The organism is Collimonas humicola (genome assembly GCF_018304945.1).
Lineage (GTDB): Bacteria > Pseudomonadota > Gammaproteobacteria > Burkholderiales > Burkholderiaceae_D > Collimonas > Collimonas humicola.
This window is the reverse complement of the sequence record NZ_JAGQEE010000006.1, coordinates 255,389-272,064: the sequence shown is the minus strand read 5'-3', so window position 1 is coordinate 272,064 and position 16,676 is coordinate 255,389. Positions and strand designations below refer to the sequence as shown.

The following is a 16,676-nucleotide window of genomic DNA, read 5'->3' as shown; positions in this document are numbered from 1 at the left end:
ATCACGACTTCAAGAGTTAATGCATGGCGACCGCATGGCCCGACCCAACGATAGGCGCAATCCCGTCACGCCGGTCCAGCCGCCCCGCCAGCGAAGTCAGTCCCAGCGCGCCCAGCACCACGATCGCGCCTATCCACGGCGTCGCCATCAAGCCCAGATGGCTGACGATCAGGCCGCCGCCCCAGGCGCCGAATGCAATGCCGACGTTGAAAGCGGCGATATTCAGGCCGGAAGCCACGTCCACTGCCCGCGGCGCATGCCGTTCAGCCTGTTGCACGACATACACCTGCAAGCCAGGCACATTGCCGAAGGCAAAAGCGCCCCAGGCCAGCACCGTCAGCACCGCCAGCCACGGATTGGCTGCCGTGAAGGTCAGCGCAAACAGGACGGCCGCCAGCGAAGCGAAGACGAGCTGCAAGGCGCGTACCGGCCCCCTCCTGTCAGCCAGCTTGCCGCCCCAGATATTGCCGAAGGCTACCGAAACGCCATATACCAGCATTACCAGGCTGACGGTCGAAGCGGAAAATCCTGATATCTCCTGCAAGATCGGCGCAAGATAGGTAAAAGCGATGAAGGAGCCGCCATAACCCAGCGCCGTGATCGCGTACACCAGCAGCAGGCGCGGCTTCTTCAGCACGGCGGCCTGGGTCAGCAGCGAGGCCGGCTTGCTGCCCGCAATATCATCCGGCACCAGCATCCAGCTGCCGGCAAAGGCGATCACGCCCAGCAGCGACACGGCCAGGAAAGTCGACTGCCAGCCCCAGGTCTGGCCGATCCAGGTCCCCAGCGGCACGCCGGTCACCAGCGCCACGGTCAGGCCGGTGAACATGATGGCGATCGCGCTGGCCGCCTTTTCCTTGGGCACCAGGCTGGTAGCGATGGTCGAGCCGATGGAAAAAAACACGCCGTGCGCCAGGCCTGTCAGGACGCGCGCCGCCATCAGGGCTTCATAACCCGGCGCCATCCACGCCACCAGGTTGCCGATGGTGAACAGCGCCATCAAACCCAGCAGCAAATGCTTGCGCGGCACGCGGCCGGTCAGCGCGGTGAGCACCGGTGCGCCGACCGCGACGCCAAGCGCGTAGAGGCTGACGAGCAGGCCGGCGGAAGGTACGGAGACGCCAAGGCTGGCGGCAATGGTGGGAATCAGTCCGACAATCACGAATTCGGTGGTTCCTATGGCAAAAGCGCTGAGTGTGAGCGCCCAGAGTGCAAGTGGCATGATGGTTTCCTGTTGTCATTTAACGCCATGCAGTTTGAGCGCTGCAAAGGCAAAGAAAAACCACCGTGCCGGCAATACATATTTGACCTTAAATCAAATATATAGAGAATTTAATGATTATCCCGCAGTAATTTCATAAAGCCGTTGCATCTCCGAATTTGACCGCAAGAGTCGGGGTGCGGCGCGCCGGACCGCCTGCCTATACTGGCTGCAATCGAACCGATACGGAGAAATGATGAATACATTGCGCGCGGCGGCTGGCAGCCATGCCTCAATCGCAGAACGGATCGGCGGCGCAGACTGGGACGCCATTGCACTCGACCTGGACAGTTACGGCAGCGCTCTGCTGAAGCAGCTGCTGACACCGCAGGAATGCCAGGCGCTGATTGCGCTTTACGCCCGCAAGGATCTGTTCCGCAGCCGTATCGTGATGGAACGCCACGGCTTCGGCCGCGGCGAATATCAGTATTTCAACTATCCGCTGCCAGACCTGGTCGGCGACCTGCGCAGCATGCTGTATCCGCAGGTGGTGGCGATTGCCAACCGCTGGCACGCCGCCATGAATATCGATGTCCGCTTCCCTCGGCAGCATGCCGATTTCATCGCCCGCTGCCATGCCGCAGGCCAGCTGCGGCCGACGCCGCTGATGCTGCAGTATGGCGCGGGCGACTACAACTGCCTGCACCAGGATTTGTATGGCGAACATGTATTCCCCTTGCAGGCGGCGATACTGCTGTCGCAGCCGGGGCAGGATTTCAGCGGCGGCGAGTTCGTGATGACCGAACAGCGGCCGCGCATGCAGTCGCGCGCGGAAGTCGTTCCGCTCGCCCGGGGCGATGCGGTGATCTTCGCGGTCAACAATCGGCCGCTGCAAGGCCAGCGCGGCGCATATAGGGTAAATTTACGGCATGGCGTCAGCCGCATCCGTTCCGGGACACGGCACACCTTAGGCGTGATTTTTCACGATGCTCAATGAAAAGACAGCATGACTCTCGATTTATTTGATTCGCTGGAACCGACCGAACAGCGCCAGGAACAACTGGCCGCAGGCGCCTTCGTCCTGCGCGCCTTCGCCCTGCCTTACGTGCAACAGTTGCTGCCGGCGCTGGCGCTGATCGAACGCGCATCGCCGTTCCGCCACCTGGTGACGCCGGGCGGTTTCCGCATGTCGGTCGCCATGACCTGCTGCGGCGCCCTCGGCTGGACCAGCGACCGCCGCGGCTATCGCTACAGCCCCATCGATCCGGACAACGGCAAGCACTGGCCGGCGATGCCAGCCAGCTTCCTGCAGCTGGCGCAAAGCGCCGCCGCCCAAGCCGGCTACGATGGCTTCGTTCCCGAAGCTTGCCTGGTCAACCGCTATGCGCCGGGAACCAGGCTGACGCTGCATCAAGACAAGGATGAGCTCGACTATGGCGCGCCTATCGTCTCGGTATCGCTGGGCATTCCGGCGATGTTCCTGTTCGGCGGCAATGCGCGCAGCGACAAGGCTGCCAGGGTGCCGCTGTTCCACGGCGATGTCGTGGTGTGGGGAGGCCCCGACCGCTTGCGCTTTCACGGCATACTGCCGCTGAAGGAAGCCGAGCATCCCTTGCTGGGCCGGCAGCGCATCAACCTCACTTTTCGCAAGGTAGCCTAGTGAAGATTGCCGCAGATATTTCGGAAGCCGCTTATCGCCGCGCAGAGACTTTCCTGTCAGCGCTGGACCAGGACTGGGCGCGCCACATTGCCAGCATCGGTCCCTGCCGTCACGCCGCCAAGCCGGCGCGCGAACCGTACCAGGCGCTGGTGCGCGCGATCGCCTATCAGCAGTTGCATGTGCGCGCCGGCGACGCCATCCTTGGCCGCATGCTGGCGCTGTATGGCGACCAGGGCGAAGCTAATTTCCCGACGGCGCAGCAGCTGCTGGCTACCGACGTCGCGACACTGCGCAGCTGCGGATTTTCCGCCGGCAAGATCGCCACCATCCATGGCATCGCGCAAGCCGCGCTGGATGGCGTGGTTCCTGTGCGCAAGGAAGCCCTGAAGATGAGCGACGAGGCCTTGATCGAAAGGCTGCTGCCGCTGCGCGGCGTTGGCCGCTGGACCGTCGAGATGCTGCTGATTTATACGTTGGAGCGCTCGGACATCTTGCCGGCCGACGATTTCGGCGTGCGCGAAGGCTACCGCCGCCTGAAAAACCTGGCGCAGACGCCGACTAAAAAACAGATCAGCGAAATCGGCCTGGCCTGGAGCCCTTATCGCACCGTAGCGTCCTGGTACTTGTGGCGTCTGCCGAAAGCTCCCGCCGCTGAATAGATTACGTGAATTTGAAAGCAAGACCCGGAGTGCAGGCAGCCAGCCGCTTGGCTAAAGTAGAGCTACACCAATCCAACCGGAAGCCGATATGCGAACCCTGACGTCACACCAGTACACCGCCAAGCAAGCCGCCGAGCGCGATCCGCGCTGGAACGCGGTGCTGGCCAGAGATCCCGCTGCAGACAAATTGTTTGTGTACGCTGTCAAAACCACCGGCGTGTACTGCCGTCCGAGCAGCCCGACCCGCTTGCCGCGTCCCGAAAACGTGGAATTCTTCGACACGCCGGCGGCCGCCGAAGCGGCCGGCTACCGGCCCAGCAAACGCGGCGCCGACCAGACCTCTGTCGCAGCCCAGCACGCCGAACTGGTCGCCGCCGCCTGCCGCAGCATCGAGACCGCGCTGGAACTGCCCAGCCTGGAAATGCTCGCGGCCGATGCAGGCCTTAGCGTGTATCACTTCCACCGCGTATTCAAAGCTGTCACCGGTTTGACGCCGAAAGGGTATGCCGACGCCAACCGCGCCAGGAAGGTGCGCGACCATCTGAGCCGTAGCCATTCCGTCACCGAGGCCATCTACGACGCCGGCTTCAACTCGAATAGCCGCTTCTACGAAGCCTCTGGAAAAGTGCTGGGCATGAAGCCGACCGACTACCGCGCCGGCGGCGCCAACACCGAGATCCGCTTCGCCATCGGCGAATGTTCGCTGGGCGCCATCCTGGTGGCGCAAAGCGCTCGCGGCGTCTGCGCGATCCTGCTGGGCGACGATCCGAACGCGCTGGCCCATGACCTGCAGGATAAATTCCCGCGCGCCCATCTGATCGGCGCCGACCATGATTTCGAGCAGCTGGTGGCGCAAGTGGTCGGCTTTATCGAAGCGCCGGCACTCGGCCTCGATCTGCCGCTGGATGTGCGCGGCACGGCGTTCCAGCAACGGGTATGGCAGGCCTTGCGCGAAATCCCCGCCGGCAGCACAGCGAGTTACGCTGAAATCGCCGCCCGCATCGGCTCGCCCAAAGCCGTCCGCGCGGTTGCGCAAGCCTGTGCCGCCAACTCCCTGGCGGTGGCGATTCCCTGCCATCGCGTGATACGCAGCGACGGCAGCGGTTCCGGCTACCGCTGGGGCGTGGAGCGCAAGCGCGCCCTGCTGGAACGGGAAGCCGCGATTGAGAACTAAAACTGGCAACGCCGTCCGGACCTGGCATCTGACAGGTCCGGACGGCCAGAGCTATGACAGCGCGCAGGCGGGCAGCCTGGGCGGCCATCGCCGCAGCCGCATCTATGGCCGCCTCGACTGCCGCGCGGCGCTGCAGGCGATCGCCAGAGGCGGATATGTCAAGCAGCGGGTGTTCTTCCTGGACAAGGCCGACGCTGAAGCAGCCGGCTACCGGCCTTGCGCCGTTTGCCTGCCGCGGGATTATGCGGCCTGGAAGGCAAAAAAAATCTGATCGATGCTACGCAAGAAAGCGTAGCTCACGTCAATCATACGGGCCGCAGCTGCTCAGCCAGCGAACGTGTTTTCTCGCTCACCACATCGCCGGTATGGAGCGTCGACTTCCGCTCGATCAGCATGAGGTGGCACTCTTCCTCGGCGACAGGATTATGCCGCACGCCTTTAGGCACGACAAACATCTCGCCCTCGGAAAGCTCGACCGAACCCTGTTCCATTTCAATCCGCAAATGCCCCTTGAGGATGAGGAACAATTCATCTTCATTGTCGTGGCTGTGCCAGGCCAGGGAGCCTTTGACCTTGGCCACCTTGATATACGCATCGTCGACTTCCGCCACGACGCGCGGCGACCAGTGTTCCGTCAGCGAGGCGGCGATTTCCTTGGGTGAGGTAATGTTTGTCATGTTGCATCCATTGATGTTGATTCGTTTCAGCCAATGCAGCCATCTGTCATTGACTGGCAAAGCAAGCCCTAGCCTTTCAGCTTGTTCGCCAGGTAATTCCTCACCTGCTGCTCTTGCTCAGCCGACATGTTTCCCAGGATCCCATGCCGGTGCGGCGGGATATGGGCGGCAACATCGTCGTTCTCGTCAAACACGTAGTGGTTGAAGACGGCGGCCCAGGCCTGGCGGTAGGCGGGCGCCCGGCGTTTCAGGTTGAGCAGCGCCAGCATCAGGCTGTCAAAGCCTGAATGGATAGAATCCGCCGTGCCGACCGCGCCGCCCCACCAGTAATTGACGAGGATATTGCAAGCCTGCAGCGACTCGACGTGATGCCACCACAGCGGCGGTATGTAGAGCGCATCGCCCGCTTCCAGCTCGGCCACTTGCGCCGCCGCCAGCGCATCCCTGAACTTGGGATGCTTGCCGAAGTCCGGCGCGTTCAGCGACACCATGCTGATCGGCGCGCCGGTCGGTGCAAAATCCACCGGCCCGATATACAGGTTGCCGATCTGCTCCGGCGGAAACAAGGTAAAGCGGCGCTTGCCGCTGACCACGCAGGCGATATTGTGGGCGTCGTCGAAATGCGCGGGGGTGGTCACCGCATTGCCTATCCATATCCGCGGGATCACCTCGGGACCAAGCAGCGACAATTGATTCTCGTCCAGGAAGCCCGGCAGGCAATTGGCGATCAGCGCACTTTGCGCGGCGACCGCCGGCGGATTGGGGAAGGAGCGATAACGCTGCAGCTGGTCGAGAATCGCCGATACCGGCAGGCGGTTGCGCAGATAATTGAAACCGTTCATGGCTTCGTCGTAGAAGATGCGGCCCTTGACCTCCGGCCGCGTCATGATGGCGTCGACGTCGCTGCCGTTATCCAGTTTCTTCAAATAAGCGCAGATTGCTTCGTCCGAGGTCCGCGCCAACTGCACCGCCGGCCAGTTTCTTACGTAACCGCGCAAAACCACAGGCTTGTATTGCGCAGCGATCTCTTCCATGAACGTTCTGTCGTCGACATTGAAGCGTTCGGGAATGGATGGCAACTTATGGCTCATTCAGCATCCTTATGATTACGTTGCCGCAAGGGCAGCCGGCGGCGCAATCATGTGGATGTGCGCAATGCCGTCTTCGTCGTACAGCTCGCCGACCGCTGCGAAGCCAAAACGGCCATAAAAGCGCTGCAGGTGCGCTTGCGCTCCGATCTTGACGTCCTGCCCGGGGAACAGCTTTGCGGTCTGCGCCATCGCCTGCTGCATCAGCTCATGGCCTGCGCTCTTGCCGCGCAGTTCCGGCGCAGTGACTACCCGCCCTATCGACGGCAGGTGAAAGGCTTTACCCGGCGGCACGATGCGCGCATACGCGCCCAGCCCGCCGTCCGGCAGATATCCCAGGCCATGCCAGGCTTCCTGGTCGAGACCATCGGCATCGAGGAATACGCAGGTTTGCTCCACCACGAACACACGCTGGCGCAATTGCATCGCCGCATACAATTGCGCGGCGCTCAAGTCCTGGAACGGCAGCCAGCGCCATTGCATCAATGCTGGTTGCGCCATCTTGTCAGGCCGTCCCGCCGACGGTCACGCCATCGATGCGCAGGGTCGGCTGGCCGACGCCTACCGGCACGCTCTGGCCTTCCTTGCCGCACACGCCGACGCCCGGATCGAGCTGCATGTCGCTGCCGATCATGGAGACCCGGTTCAAGACGTCAGGACCGTTGCCGATCAGGGTTGCGCCCTTGACCGGATAGGTGACCTTGCCGTTTTCGATCATGTAGGCTTCGCTGGCCGAGAACACGAACTTGCCGTTGGTGATGTCGACCTGGCCGCCGCCGAAATTGACCGCGTACAAGCCGTTTTTCACCGATGCGAGGATCTCCGCCGGATCCTTGTCGCCGGCCAGCATGTAGGTATTGGTCATGCGCGGCATCGGCAGATGGGCGAACGACTCGCGGCGCGCATTGCCGGTGACCGGCATCTTCATCAGGCGGGCGTTCATGGTGTCCTGGATATAGCCCTTCAGAATGCCGTCTTCAATCAGGGTGGTGCACTGGCTGGGATTGCCTTCGTCGTCGATGTTCAGCGAACCGCGGCGGTCGGCGATGGTGCCGTCGTCGACCACGGTGACGCCCTTGGCGGCGACGCGCTCGCCGATGCGGCCGGAGAAGGTGCTTGAGCCTTTGCGGTTAAAGTCGCCTTCAAGGCCGTGGCCGATTGCTTCGTGCAGCAGGATGCCGGGCCAGCCAGGGCCGAGCACTACTGTCATCGGACCTGCCGGTGCCGGACGCGCGTCCAGGTTGACCAGTGCGGAAGAAACCGCATCCTCGGCATATTGCCCGATCAGGGCGTCGCTGAAATAGTCGTAGCTATAGCGGCCGCCGCCGCCGCTGCTGCCGGTTTCGCGGCGGCCGTTCTGTTCGACGATGACCGTCACCGACAGCCGCACCAATGGCCGGATATCGGCGGCGATGACGCCGTCGCTGCGCGCCACCAGCACCACATCGTATTCCGCCGCCAGGCCGGCCATGACCTGCACCACGCGCGGATCCTTGGCGCGCGCCATGCGTTCCACCCGCTCCAGCAACTTGACTTTCTCGGTGGCGTCCATCGACACCAGCGGGTCGTGCGGCAGATACAGCGAACGGCCGCCGCTTTGCTGCATGCCGGCGGCGATCTTGATCTTGCCTGCGCCTTGGCGCGCGATGGTGCGCGTCGCCACTGCGGCGTCGTGCAGCGCACGCTCGGAAATTTCATCGGAATAGGAAAACGCCGTCTTGTCGCCGGAAATCGCCCGTACGCCGACGCCCTGGTCGATAGAGAAACTGCCGGTCTTGACGATGCCCTCTTCCAGGCTCCAGCCCTCGCTCTTGGTGAACTGGAAGTACAGGTCGGCGTAATCGACCTTATGGGTGAACATAGTCCCCAGCGCTTTCAGCAAGCTCGACTCGTCCAGCCCGAACGGCGTCAGTAAAATATCGCGAGCGATGGCTAAAGTGCCCAGGTTTGGTTCAAATGGTTTCATGGTATTCCGGCTATATAGGGTGGAGTTAATGCGGGTGGCCTTAGTGCGGATTGTAGAGCATCCGGCCGCGCATGGTGCATTGGCGGCCCCTTGGGGCGTCTCGGCAGCCCGGCGAAAGATAGCGAATCGCCAACAATGACTATAACTTACGGTGCAGCAATGCAGGCAGGCTCTCTCGCACTCCCTTAAGGAAATGGGGGTCGATGCTGCCGCTGACAAGTCCTTCTCCCTCGGCCAGCACCGATTTAACTTCGCCCCATGGGTCGATCAGCATGCTGTGGCCCCAGGTGCGGCGGCCGTTGGGATGTATGCCGCCTTGCGCCGCGGCCAGCACATAGCACTGGTTTTCAATGGCGCGTGCGCGCAGCAATGTTTCCCAGTGGGCATTGCCGGTGGTATAGGTAAAGGCCGCCGGCACCACGATCAGCGTGCAGTCGCCCAGCGCGCGGTACAACTCGGGGAAACGCAGGTCGTAGCAGACCGACAAGCCGACCTTGCCGAACGGCGCCTGGAAACTAACGACATCGTCGCCGTACACGATGGTGCGCGCTTCATCATACGATTCCGCGCCTTTGGTGAAACTGAACAGATGGATCTTGTCGTAGCGGCTGACGCGCTGGCCTTGCGGGCCATACACCAACGTGGTGTTGAGCACCTTGCCGGCTTCGTTGGCGATCATCGGCAAGGTGCCGCCGATCAGCCAGATGCCGTGCTGCTCCGCCAGCTGGGCCATCAGGTTCTGGATCGGACCCTGGCCGAGCGCTTCGGCACAGGTCAGCTTATCGGTTTCATGCATGCCCATGATCGGCCAGTATTCCGGCAGCAGCACCAGCTGCGCGCCCTGGCCGGCGGCCTCGGCCACCAGGCGGCGCGCAGTATTGAAATTTTCTTCCAGCACCGGCGTCGACACCATCTGGACGGCGGCGACCTGGAATCCGCTTGAACGGTCTGGCGGCGAATTGGCTTGATTATTGGCTTGATTATCGGCTTGACTCATGGCTCTGCACTCCTGCTCTGAAGCGGCAAACGATACGGGACGGCTGCCCGGCATTAGCGACCGGACGACAGTTCCGGCGTGGCCGCCGGGGCGTCTGCCTTGTGGTCGATCTTAGTCACCACGGGATCGGTCCAGCCGCCGGTAATATTATATTCAAAGGTAAAAGCTCTCATCAGCGGGTCGCGCAGGAACAGCTGCGCCAGGAAAGTGCCGATACCGATCACCGGATTGATCGCCAGCGCCACCACCGAAGCGGTGCCGGCATTGATTTCCGGCAGCACCGCCACGTGCAGGTCCTGGGTTTCCCTTGCAATATCGGCGACGCCGTCCATCAATACGGTGGCGCTGACGCCGCGCATCTTGAAGTTGTCGGTATGCGCCTTGCCCTGCGCAATCGTGGCGGTCCCAACCACGCTGTCGAAGGCGAAGCCCTCGGAAAAGATGTCGCGGAAATCCAGGGTCAGCCGGCGCGGCAGGGATTGCAGGCTCAGCACGCCCAGCAGCTTGGCGGCGCCGGGATCGACTTTCAGGAACTGGCCGGAAGCCATGTCCAGGTTGACCTGGCCCGAGAGCGACGGGATATCCATGGTAAACGGTAACCCCTTCCAGCTGACCTCGCCATCCATGCGTCCCTTGGCGGCGCGCAGCACGTGGGCGAATCCGAAACGATCCAGCAGCTTGCCGGCGTCGGTGATATCCATGGCATAGGTCAGGCTGGTAGTGTTGTCGCCGTCGACCGTGGTCCATTTGCCGTCGGCCTTCAATTCAGCGTCCGGATTCTTGATCGACAGTTTATGGATGCGCCATTCGCTGCCGACATTGGCGCGCACATTGTTGGCGCTCAGCTCCAGCCGTCCGAGCTTCTTGCCGAGCAGCTGGAAATCGTCGGCGACAATGTCCAGCCCCGGAATCTGAGTAGAGCCTCCCTTGCCCTCCAGCACCTCGCCGACATCCGATTCGCCGCCCTGCGGAATGATCAGCGAGGACAGGCGCGCAGTCACCTTGCCGAGACCGCGGCCGCTGGGCGATGCGCTCCAGGTGACATAGCCGGAAGCTTGTTTGGAATCGATATTGACCTGCCAGGCATTCTTCTGGTGCGAGGCGCCCACCACCACGTTGTCCAGCGTCTTGCCCAGCAACACCAGCTGGTTGGCGCGCACCGACACCAGGCTCGGTTCCGCATATTGCGCCACGCCGGCCAAGGCCGATTCCTCGCCCGCCTTCGCGGCGCTGCTCTCGTTCAAGGCGCTGGCCAGGTTGTTCCAGGCATCCAGGTTGAGCGTCTTGGCATTGAGGTTGATCGCCAGCCCGCTGTCCGGTTCCGGCGCCGGCGTATTGATGCCGATGCCGCCGCGCACCACCTTCCAGTCGGCCGCCTTGCTCACCGGAGCGGCAACGCCATTCTCAGCCTTGGCCACCGGCTTTTGCCGCTGATAACGCGCGACAATGCCGGAGCCCAGCGCCAGCCGGAGCTCATCGCGGGCTGTTGCGGCATCGTCGGAGGCGACGCCCAGCCACTCGAATTTCAGCGGCATGGCATCGTTGACGCTCTTGCGCAGCGGTTCCGGGAAATCCAGGGCGATGCCCTGCAGGCTGGATTCGATCAGCAGTTCCGGATGATGGTCGCGGACCGCGACGGTCGCGCTGTAGCGGCTGTTGCCGCTGGCATGGGACAGCAGCTTTTGCATCGCCGGATAGGGATACATCGCGCGCAAACCGTCGATCCCGCCAGTGCCTTCGATCTTGATCACGGTCTGGCGATCCGGCTGGGTGCCGCCGCTGGCCTGCACCGGGCCGCCCAGCAGGTTGCCCTTGATGCCGTTCAGGTTGAAGCCCTTTTCATTGAATTCAAGCTTGCCGCTGGCATTGGCGATAGGCGGAATGATCTTTTGCAAGACTACGTCATTGTTGAGGAACTGCAGGACGCCGGTAACCTTGGTGTCGATCGCATGCGCCAGCGGTATTTGCAGGTTCAGCTGCAGCTTGGCGTTGCCCTTGCCTTGCGATTCGCTGGTAAAGCCATCGATCCAGTGCAGCACCGGACTATTGTTAGTGAATTGCAGGAAGTCCTGCAAGGCGCCGGCGGCATTGCCGTCGATTATCAGCATCTCGTCGTGCGACGACAGGTCCGGCACCGTGGCGGTGACCTCGCTCACGCCGACCGCCGAGGTCTGGGCGCTGGCTGCCTTGATCTGCAGGCGCGTACGCTCCAGGGAAAAGGTGCCGTCTATTTTTTCCAGCAAGGGCCACAGCGGTTGCTTGCCATCCTGGCCGAAATGGCCGGGCTCATATTCCAGCGTGCCGTTTTCTATTTTGCCGGCGACGCTGAACTCGCCCTTCGGCTTGGCGTTCGGCGTATCCGTGCGGAATGGAAAATCAGCCAGGTCGCCCTTGATCTTGATCGCCACGTCCTTGGCACTGCCTTCCTTCAGCGCGCCGACCAGCCAGTTATGCAGGTGTTCCGGCGTATGGATAGGCAGATAGCGGCCGATTTTCTTGAGGTCGAATCCGCTCAGGGTGGCGCTCATGTCGATCATCCCCAGCGCGACGCCGTGCCGGTCCTGCATAGGCAGCAGATGGCTGCCCGACAGGGAACCCACCACGCCATCCTGGACGAAATCCATGCTGTCGATCTTCAGCAGCACATTCTTTTGCTGGAAGGCCCAGCTGGCTTTCATATCCAGTTTGTCGAACGGCAGCAAGGGATCCTCAAAAAATCCGGGCAGATTCAACTGCATTTTTTCCGACGCCAGGTTCAGGCTGCCGCCATCCTGGTTGGCATTGATGCTGCCGCTCAGGTTATCGACCCCGGGAATGCCAGGCACCGCAGCCTGCGCCGGCTGGCTGGCGGTCTTCGGCTGGGCCGCGCGCGGCGGCTGCGGGTTGATGGTCAGGCCCTCGAAGCGGCCCTTTGCGCTGTAGGCGGTAATGGCCGGATAAGCACCCTGCCATTGCGCGGAAAAATCGCGCAGCTGGCCGCGCGGCGCAAAGTCGTCGATCATCTTGATCTGCGGCGCCGTCAGCGGCAGGCGCTGGGCAAAGCTGGCCAGGGTCTGCAGATCCAATGCCTTGGCCTGCAAGGTATATTTCTCCCCCGCCTTGCCCTGCGCCGGCGCATAGGTTTCGCTGATGCTGGTGCGCGGCAGCGTCAGGCCATCCGCCGTCTTCAGGGAAAAATCGGTGAGCTCGATGGCATGGCCGTTGGCGCCGAAAGCCGCGGCATCGTCCTGCAGCAACGGCTGCTGCCCCAGCATTTCACGGGCGGATACGCGGCCGCTGACATTTTCCAGCGCCAGCGGCTGCAAATCGCGCCGCAGCCGCATCGACAAATCGGTCAGTTGCAGATCGGCGGTAAAGTTGCTCACCTTGGCATGGTCGAGATCGAGCCAGGCTTGCAGCGAGCCCCTGCCCTGCGTCAATTCCAGCGGGTAATCGAAATAGTCTTTCCAGACCGCCAGATCGGTATCGTGCAGATTGGCATACAGCGTACCGGTCCAGCGTTTGACGTCGGCGGTTTTCTGCGCGAATACCGGATGGACGAAATTGGCGCGCACATCGAGCGGCGCGGCAAATGCGGCCGGCGGCGTCGCCCGCACCGACAACTGATGGCGGCGCCAGCGGTTCTGCAAAACCAGATCAATATTGGTAAGCGTCAGTTCAGGCGCCTTGCGCAGATCGTCGCGCCAGCGCAGCTGGCCATTGCGGATGACAATCCGGTGCTGCGCCAGCAGCCATTCGGCGCCCGCGCCGTCGTTCTTTTCCTTGGAATTGACCAGGATGCCGCCGACGAACAGATTGCCCTGCGTATCGCGCTCGATCTGCAGATCCGGGCTGTTGATTTCCAGCGCCGCCAGCCTGACCCCGCCCACCAGCAGCGAGCGCCACGAAATGGTCGCCGCCACCTGCGGCAAGGTCAGCGCTGCCTGGCCGCCTTTATCGTGGATGACCACGTTGTCCAAGGTCAGGTGCGGCTGCAAACCGTGCCAGGATGCTTGCAAGGCGCCGATCGAAATCGGGTTGCCGGCAGCCTTGCTGGCGATTTGCTCGACTTCCGCCTTGTAGTAGCCGATATTCGGCAGCACCACGTAGCGCAAACCGAGGAACAGCCCGCAAAACAGGAAATACGCCACGATCAGCAGCTTCAGCAAGGCGCCCAGCAAGTGGTGCGTTACCAGGTTCAGGTGCTTGTAGGTGGCAATTCCGGCGCGCCAGCAGATTGCAAGTCGGCTAGCTGGCGGTAAATTTGGTTGTTGTTCCAACATCAATCAGAATCGGTAAAATAGAGAGCTCAAGATAGAATAAGATGACAGCATCTGATTGATTCCAGTGCGGCAAGCTGCGCCTGTTGCTGTTCAGGTTCGACAAGCTGCCAGCCCGTATGTTCGCATGGATCAGTGCCGATATCGCTAAAAAAGCCCGAGATAGCTAAAAAAACAAAAAGGCCGGCGCTGGGCGCCCATTTTCCTTTCAATTCGCTTCATTTACCGTTCAGACCCGTGACTCCATCCCTCATCAGCAGCACCGCCGCCTCCCGCTTCTATACGCGCTGGATCAATGCCGAAACAGGACGCGCCGAGCGGGTCGCCCAGCTGGCGGCCTCAGCCGCAAGGTTAACCCTCAGCCCGGCGCTGCTAAAGCAGTTGTTACAAAAAGAAACAGATTCCGGCATGCCGTTACCGCGCGCCATGCGCCGCCTGCGCAACCTGCTGGTGTGCACCCTGATCGAGCGCGATTTGCGCGGCCTCGCCGACCTGAATGAAGTGGTCAGCGCAGTCACGCATTTCGCCGAGTTCGCGGTGCAGACCCACCTGGCTGCGCTGACCGCCGACATGGTGGCGCTGCATGGCGTGCCGCAGGGCGAAGAATCGGGCCAGCCGCAGGAGCTGATCGTGCTCGGCATGGGCAAGCTGGGCGGCTGCGAACTCAACGTCTCTTCCGATATCGACCTGATTTTCGCCTATCCGGAAGATGGCGACACCCAGCCTGCCGGCGCCGACCAGCGCAGCTTGTCGAATCACGAATTCTTCACCCGGCTGGGCAAGAAGCTGATCGGCGCCCTGTCCGAAATCACTGAAGACGGCTTTACCTTCCGGGTCGACATGGCGCTGCGCCCTAACGGCGCCTCGGGGCCGCTGGTGGCCAGTTTCAATATGGTGGAAACCTATCTGGTGACCCAGGGCCGCGAATGGGAGCGCTATGCCTGGTGCAAGGCGCGCGCCCTCACCGGCCGCGCTGAAGATATCGCCACGCTGGCCAACATCAGCCGCCCTTTCGTCTTCCGCCGTTACCTGGACTACGGTTCGATCGACGCCATGCGCTCCATGCATGCGCAGATCCATACCGAGGTCAAGCGCCTGGAAGCACTGCATCCGGAACGCAGCAACAACGTCAAGCTCGGCCGCGGCGGCATCCGCGAAATCGAATTCCTGGCGCAGGTGTTCCAGCTGATCCGGGGCGGCCGCGACGCCGAGCTGCGCGACCGTTCCACCCGCGCCACCTTGCGCACCCTGGCCTGCAAGAACCTGCTCGACGCCGAGGTGGTCGACAAGCTGCTGGCAGCCTACGACTTCCTGCGCAACCTGGAACACCGCCTGCAATACCTGGACGATGCGCAAACCCATACCTTCCCGACCAATGACGCGGATTGCCTGATCATCGCCCAGGCCATGGGCTTTGCCGACGTGCCGGCATTGATGCAGGTGCTCGACCAGCACCGCACGCTGGTCGATGCCCAGTTCGCCGACATCTTCAACGACAAGCAACAGGAGCGCAATCCGCAGAAAGACTGGGACGACGCCGACAATGTGCTGCATACCCTGAGCGAAAGCGACAATCACGAAACCATCACCATCGTCCTCACCCATTGCGGCTTTTCCGACGCCTCGGCGGCGGCGCAGCGGCTGGCGTCCACCTGGCAATCGACGCGCGTGCAAAACCTGCCCGTCAGCAGCCGCGGCCGCCTGCTGGCGCTGGTCAATGCGGCGCTGCCGGTAGTGGCGGCGATCCCCGAGCCTGAGCGCCACCTGCCGACCTTGAACCGGCTGCTGGATTTTCTCGAGGCGATCGCGCGCCGCGCCGCCTACCTGGCGCTGCTGACCGAATATCCGGCCACCCTGCACCGCGTGATCCGCATGATCAGCGCCAGCGACTGGGCTGCCAAATACCTGACCCAGCATCCGATCCTGCTGGACGAACTGCTCGATCCGCGCAGCCTCAACGCAGCGCCGGACTGGCCGGCGTTTGCCCTGGAATGCCGGCGCCAGCTGGAAACGGCGCCCGGCGATACCGAACGCCAGATGGACCTGCTGCGCGAGATGCATCATGCCCAGCAGTTCCGCTTGCTGGCGCAGGACCTGGAAGGCATGCTCAGCATCGAGGCGCTGGCCGACCATCTGTCGAGCCTGGCGGATGCCCTGGTGGCGGCCACGGTGCAGGCGATCTGGAACATGATGCCGGCGCGCCACCGCGAAATCCCGCTGTTCACCGTGATCGCCTACGGCAAGCTGGGCGGCAAGGAACTCGGCTACGTCTCCGACCTGGATGTGGTGTTCCTGTACGACGACGAGGACCAGGACGGCCCCGGCCTGTACGCCAAGCTGGCGCAACGCTTCATCACCTGGATGACCAGCCACACCTCGGCCGGCATCCTGTTCGACATCGACATCGCGCTGCGCCCCGACGGCGCCAGCGGCTTGCTGGTGTCATCGTTCGGCAAGTTCGAAAAATACCAGCGCGAATCGGCCTGGCTGTGGGAGCACCAGGCGCTGACGCGGGCGCGCTTCTGCGCCGGCGACGCCGCCATCGGCGAGCGTTTCGAGACCCTGCGTGTGGAGGTCTTGCGCCAGGTGCGCGACGCCGCCCGCCTGCAGGCCGAAGTACTGGAAATGCGCCAGAAAATGCGCGATGCGCATCCGAACCGCAGCGAGCGTTTCGATCTCAAGCACGACGCCGGCGGCATGATCGACATCGAATTCCTGGTGCAATTCCTGATCTTGCGCCACGCCGCCGACTATCCTCAGCTGACCGCCGACATCGGCAATATTGCGCTGCTGAAACTGTGCGGCGAACTGGGCTTGATCGATGCGGTGCTGGCCGGCGCGGTGGCCGACGCCTACCGGACCTTCCGCAAATTGCAGCATCAGGGGCGCTTGCAGGGAGAAGAAAGGGCGCGCGTGGCGGCAAGCCGCATAGCTACGGAGGTTTCGGTAGTAAAGCAATTGTGGGCCGAGACTTTCAAGACCGCCGGATCATGAA

13 protein-coding genes are annotated in these 16,676 nt (G+C 62.5%); 6 read left to right on the top strand and 7 right to left on the bottom strand.

What is annotated here, in order from left to right; genetic code table 11:
* Positions 1 to 16: 16 nt before the first annotated feature.
* Positions 17 to 1,222, bottom strand: coding sequence for an MFS transporter (locus KHU30_RS18680; RefSeq protein ID WP_211444118.1), 1,206 nt, complete (start codon positions 1,220 to 1,222; stop codon positions 17 to 19).
* 232 nt (positions 1,223 to 1,454) lie between these two features.
* On the opposite strand from KHU30_RS18680, the gene KHU30_RS18675 reads away from it, so the two are divergent.
* From KHU30_RS18675 to KHU30_RS18655, 5 genes are all read left to right on the top strand, one after another.
* The gene (locus KHU30_RS18675; RefSeq protein WP_407928106.1) at positions 1,455 to 2,198 is read left to right on the top strand and encodes a 2OG-Fe(II) oxygenase; all 744 of its coding nucleotides are present in this window, start codon (positions 1,455 to 1,457) and stop codon (positions 2,196 to 2,198) included.
* A 9-nt stretch (positions 2,199 to 2,207) separates the two neighbouring features.
* On the top strand, positions 2,208 to 2,861 hold the full coding sequence (alkB, locus tag KHU30_RS18670; protein ID WP_211444117.1) for a DNA oxidative demethylase AlkB: 654 nt from the start codon (positions 2,208 to 2,210) through the stop codon (positions 2,859 to 2,861).
* On the top strand, positions 2,861 to 3,520 hold the full coding sequence (locus KHU30_RS18665; protein ID WP_211444116.1) for a DNA-3-methyladenine glycosylase family protein: 660 nt from the start codon (positions 2,861 to 2,863) through the stop codon (positions 3,518 to 3,520). Before alkB ends, KHU30_RS18665 begins: the two co-directional genes overlap by 1 nt.
* Positions 3,521 to 3,608: 88 nt before the next feature.
* On the top strand, positions 3,609 to 4,694 hold the full coding sequence (gene ada, locus KHU30_RS18660) for a bifunctional DNA-binding transcriptional regulator/O6-methylguanine-DNA methyltransferase Ada (RefSeq protein ID WP_211444115.1): 1,086 nt from the start codon (positions 3,609 to 3,611) through the stop codon (positions 4,692 to 4,694).
* The gene (locus tag KHU30_RS18655; protein WP_211444114.1) at positions 4,684 to 4,965 is read left to right on the top strand and encodes an Ada metal-binding domain-containing protein; all 282 of its coding nucleotides are present in this window, start codon (positions 4,684 to 4,686) and stop codon (positions 4,963 to 4,965) included. Before ada ends, KHU30_RS18655 begins: the two co-directional genes overlap by 11 nt.
* Positions 4,966 to 4,999: 34 nt before the next feature.
* On the opposite strand, the gene KHU30_RS18650 is transcribed toward KHU30_RS18655, so the two are convergent.
* The 6 genes from KHU30_RS18650 to KHU30_RS18625 all read right to left on the bottom strand — a co-directional run bounded on the left by KHU30_RS18650 (position 5,000) and on the right by KHU30_RS18625 (position 13,684).
* A complete protein-coding gene (locus KHU30_RS18650; RefSeq protein WP_211444113.1) occupies positions 5,000 to 5,371 on the bottom strand; it encodes a cupin domain-containing protein in 372 nt (123 codons plus the stop codon).
* Between the two features lie 68 nt (positions 5,372 to 5,439).
* Entirely contained in the window at positions 5,440 to 6,462 is a 1,023-nt protein-coding gene (locus KHU30_RS18645) for a cupin-like domain-containing protein (RefSeq protein WP_211444112.1), read from the bottom strand.
* A 15-nt stretch (positions 6,463 to 6,477) separates the two neighbouring features.
* Positions 6,478 to 6,960 carry a GNAT family N-acetyltransferase gene (locus KHU30_RS18640; RefSeq protein ID WP_230427458.1) on the bottom strand — a complete coding sequence of 161 codons (483 nt, stop codon included), beginning with the start codon at positions 6,958 to 6,960 and terminating at the stop codon, positions 6,478 to 6,480.
* Positions 6,961 to 6,964: 4 nt separating this feature from the next.
* Positions 6,965 to 8,425: a metalloprotease TldD gene (gene tldD / locus KHU30_RS18635; RefSeq protein WP_211444111.1), complete on the bottom strand. Its 1,461-nt coding sequence runs from the start codon at positions 8,423 to 8,425 to the stop codon at positions 6,965 to 6,967.
* 139 nt (positions 8,426 to 8,564) lie between these two features.
* Positions 8,565 to 9,422, bottom strand: a complete 858-nt coding sequence (locus KHU30_RS18630; RefSeq protein WP_211444110.1) for a carbon-nitrogen hydrolase family protein — start codon at positions 9,420 to 9,422, stop codon at positions 8,565 to 8,567.
* Positions 9,423 to 9,475: 53 nt separating this feature from the next.
* Positions 9,476 to 13,684: a YhdP family protein gene (locus KHU30_RS18625; RefSeq protein WP_230427457.1), complete on the bottom strand. Its 4,209-nt coding sequence runs from the start codon at positions 13,682 to 13,684 to the stop codon at positions 9,476 to 9,478.
* Between the two features lie 234 nt (positions 13,685 to 13,918).
* On the opposite strand from KHU30_RS18625, the gene glnE reads away from it, so the two are divergent.
* Positions 13,919 to 16,675, top strand: a complete 2,757-nt coding sequence (glnE, locus tag KHU30_RS18620; RefSeq protein ID WP_211444108.1) for a bifunctional [glutamate--ammonia ligase]-adenylyl-L-tyrosine phosphorylase/[glutamate--ammonia-ligase] adenylyltransferase — start codon at positions 13,919 to 13,921, stop codon at positions 16,673 to 16,675.
* Position 16,676 lies beyond the last annotated feature (1 nt).

Coding starts and splice junctions, on each gene's coding strand:
- KHU30_RS18645 (WP_211444112.1), bottom strand. CDS start 6,462: ATGAGCCATAAGTTGCCATCCATTCCCGAACGCTTCAATGTCGACGAC.
- KHU30_RS18625 (WP_230427457.1), bottom strand. CDS start 13,684: ATGTTGGAACAACAACCAAATTTACCGCCAGCTAGCCGACTTGCAATC.
- alkB (WP_211444117.1), top strand. CDS start 2,208: ATGACTCTCGATTTATTTGATTCGCTGGAACCGACCGAACAGCGCCAG.
- KHU30_RS18640 (WP_230427458.1), bottom strand. CDS start 6,960: ATGGCGCAACCAGCATTGATGCAATGGCGCTGGCTGCCGTTCCAGGAC.
- KHU30_RS18680 (WP_211444118.1), bottom strand. CDS start 1,222: ATGCCACTTGCACTCTGGGCGCTCACACTCAGCGCTTTTGCCATAGGA.
- KHU30_RS18650 (WP_211444113.1), bottom strand. CDS start 5,371: ATGACAAACATTACCTCACCCAAGGAAATCGCCGCCTCGCTGACGGAA.
- tldD (WP_211444111.1), bottom strand. CDS start 8,425: ATGAAACCATTTGAACCAAACCTGGGCACTTTAGCCATCGCTCGCGAT.
- ada (WP_211444115.1), top strand. CDS start 3,609: ATGCGAACCCTGACGTCACACCAGTACACCGCCAAGCAAGCCGCCGAG.
- KHU30_RS18675 (WP_407928106.1), top strand. CDS start 1,455: ATGATGAATACATTGCGCGCGGCGGCTGGCAGCCATGCCTCAATCGCA.
- KHU30_RS18630 (WP_211444110.1), bottom strand. CDS start 9,422: ATGAGTCAAGCCGATAATCAAGCCAATAATCAAGCCAATTCGCCGCCA.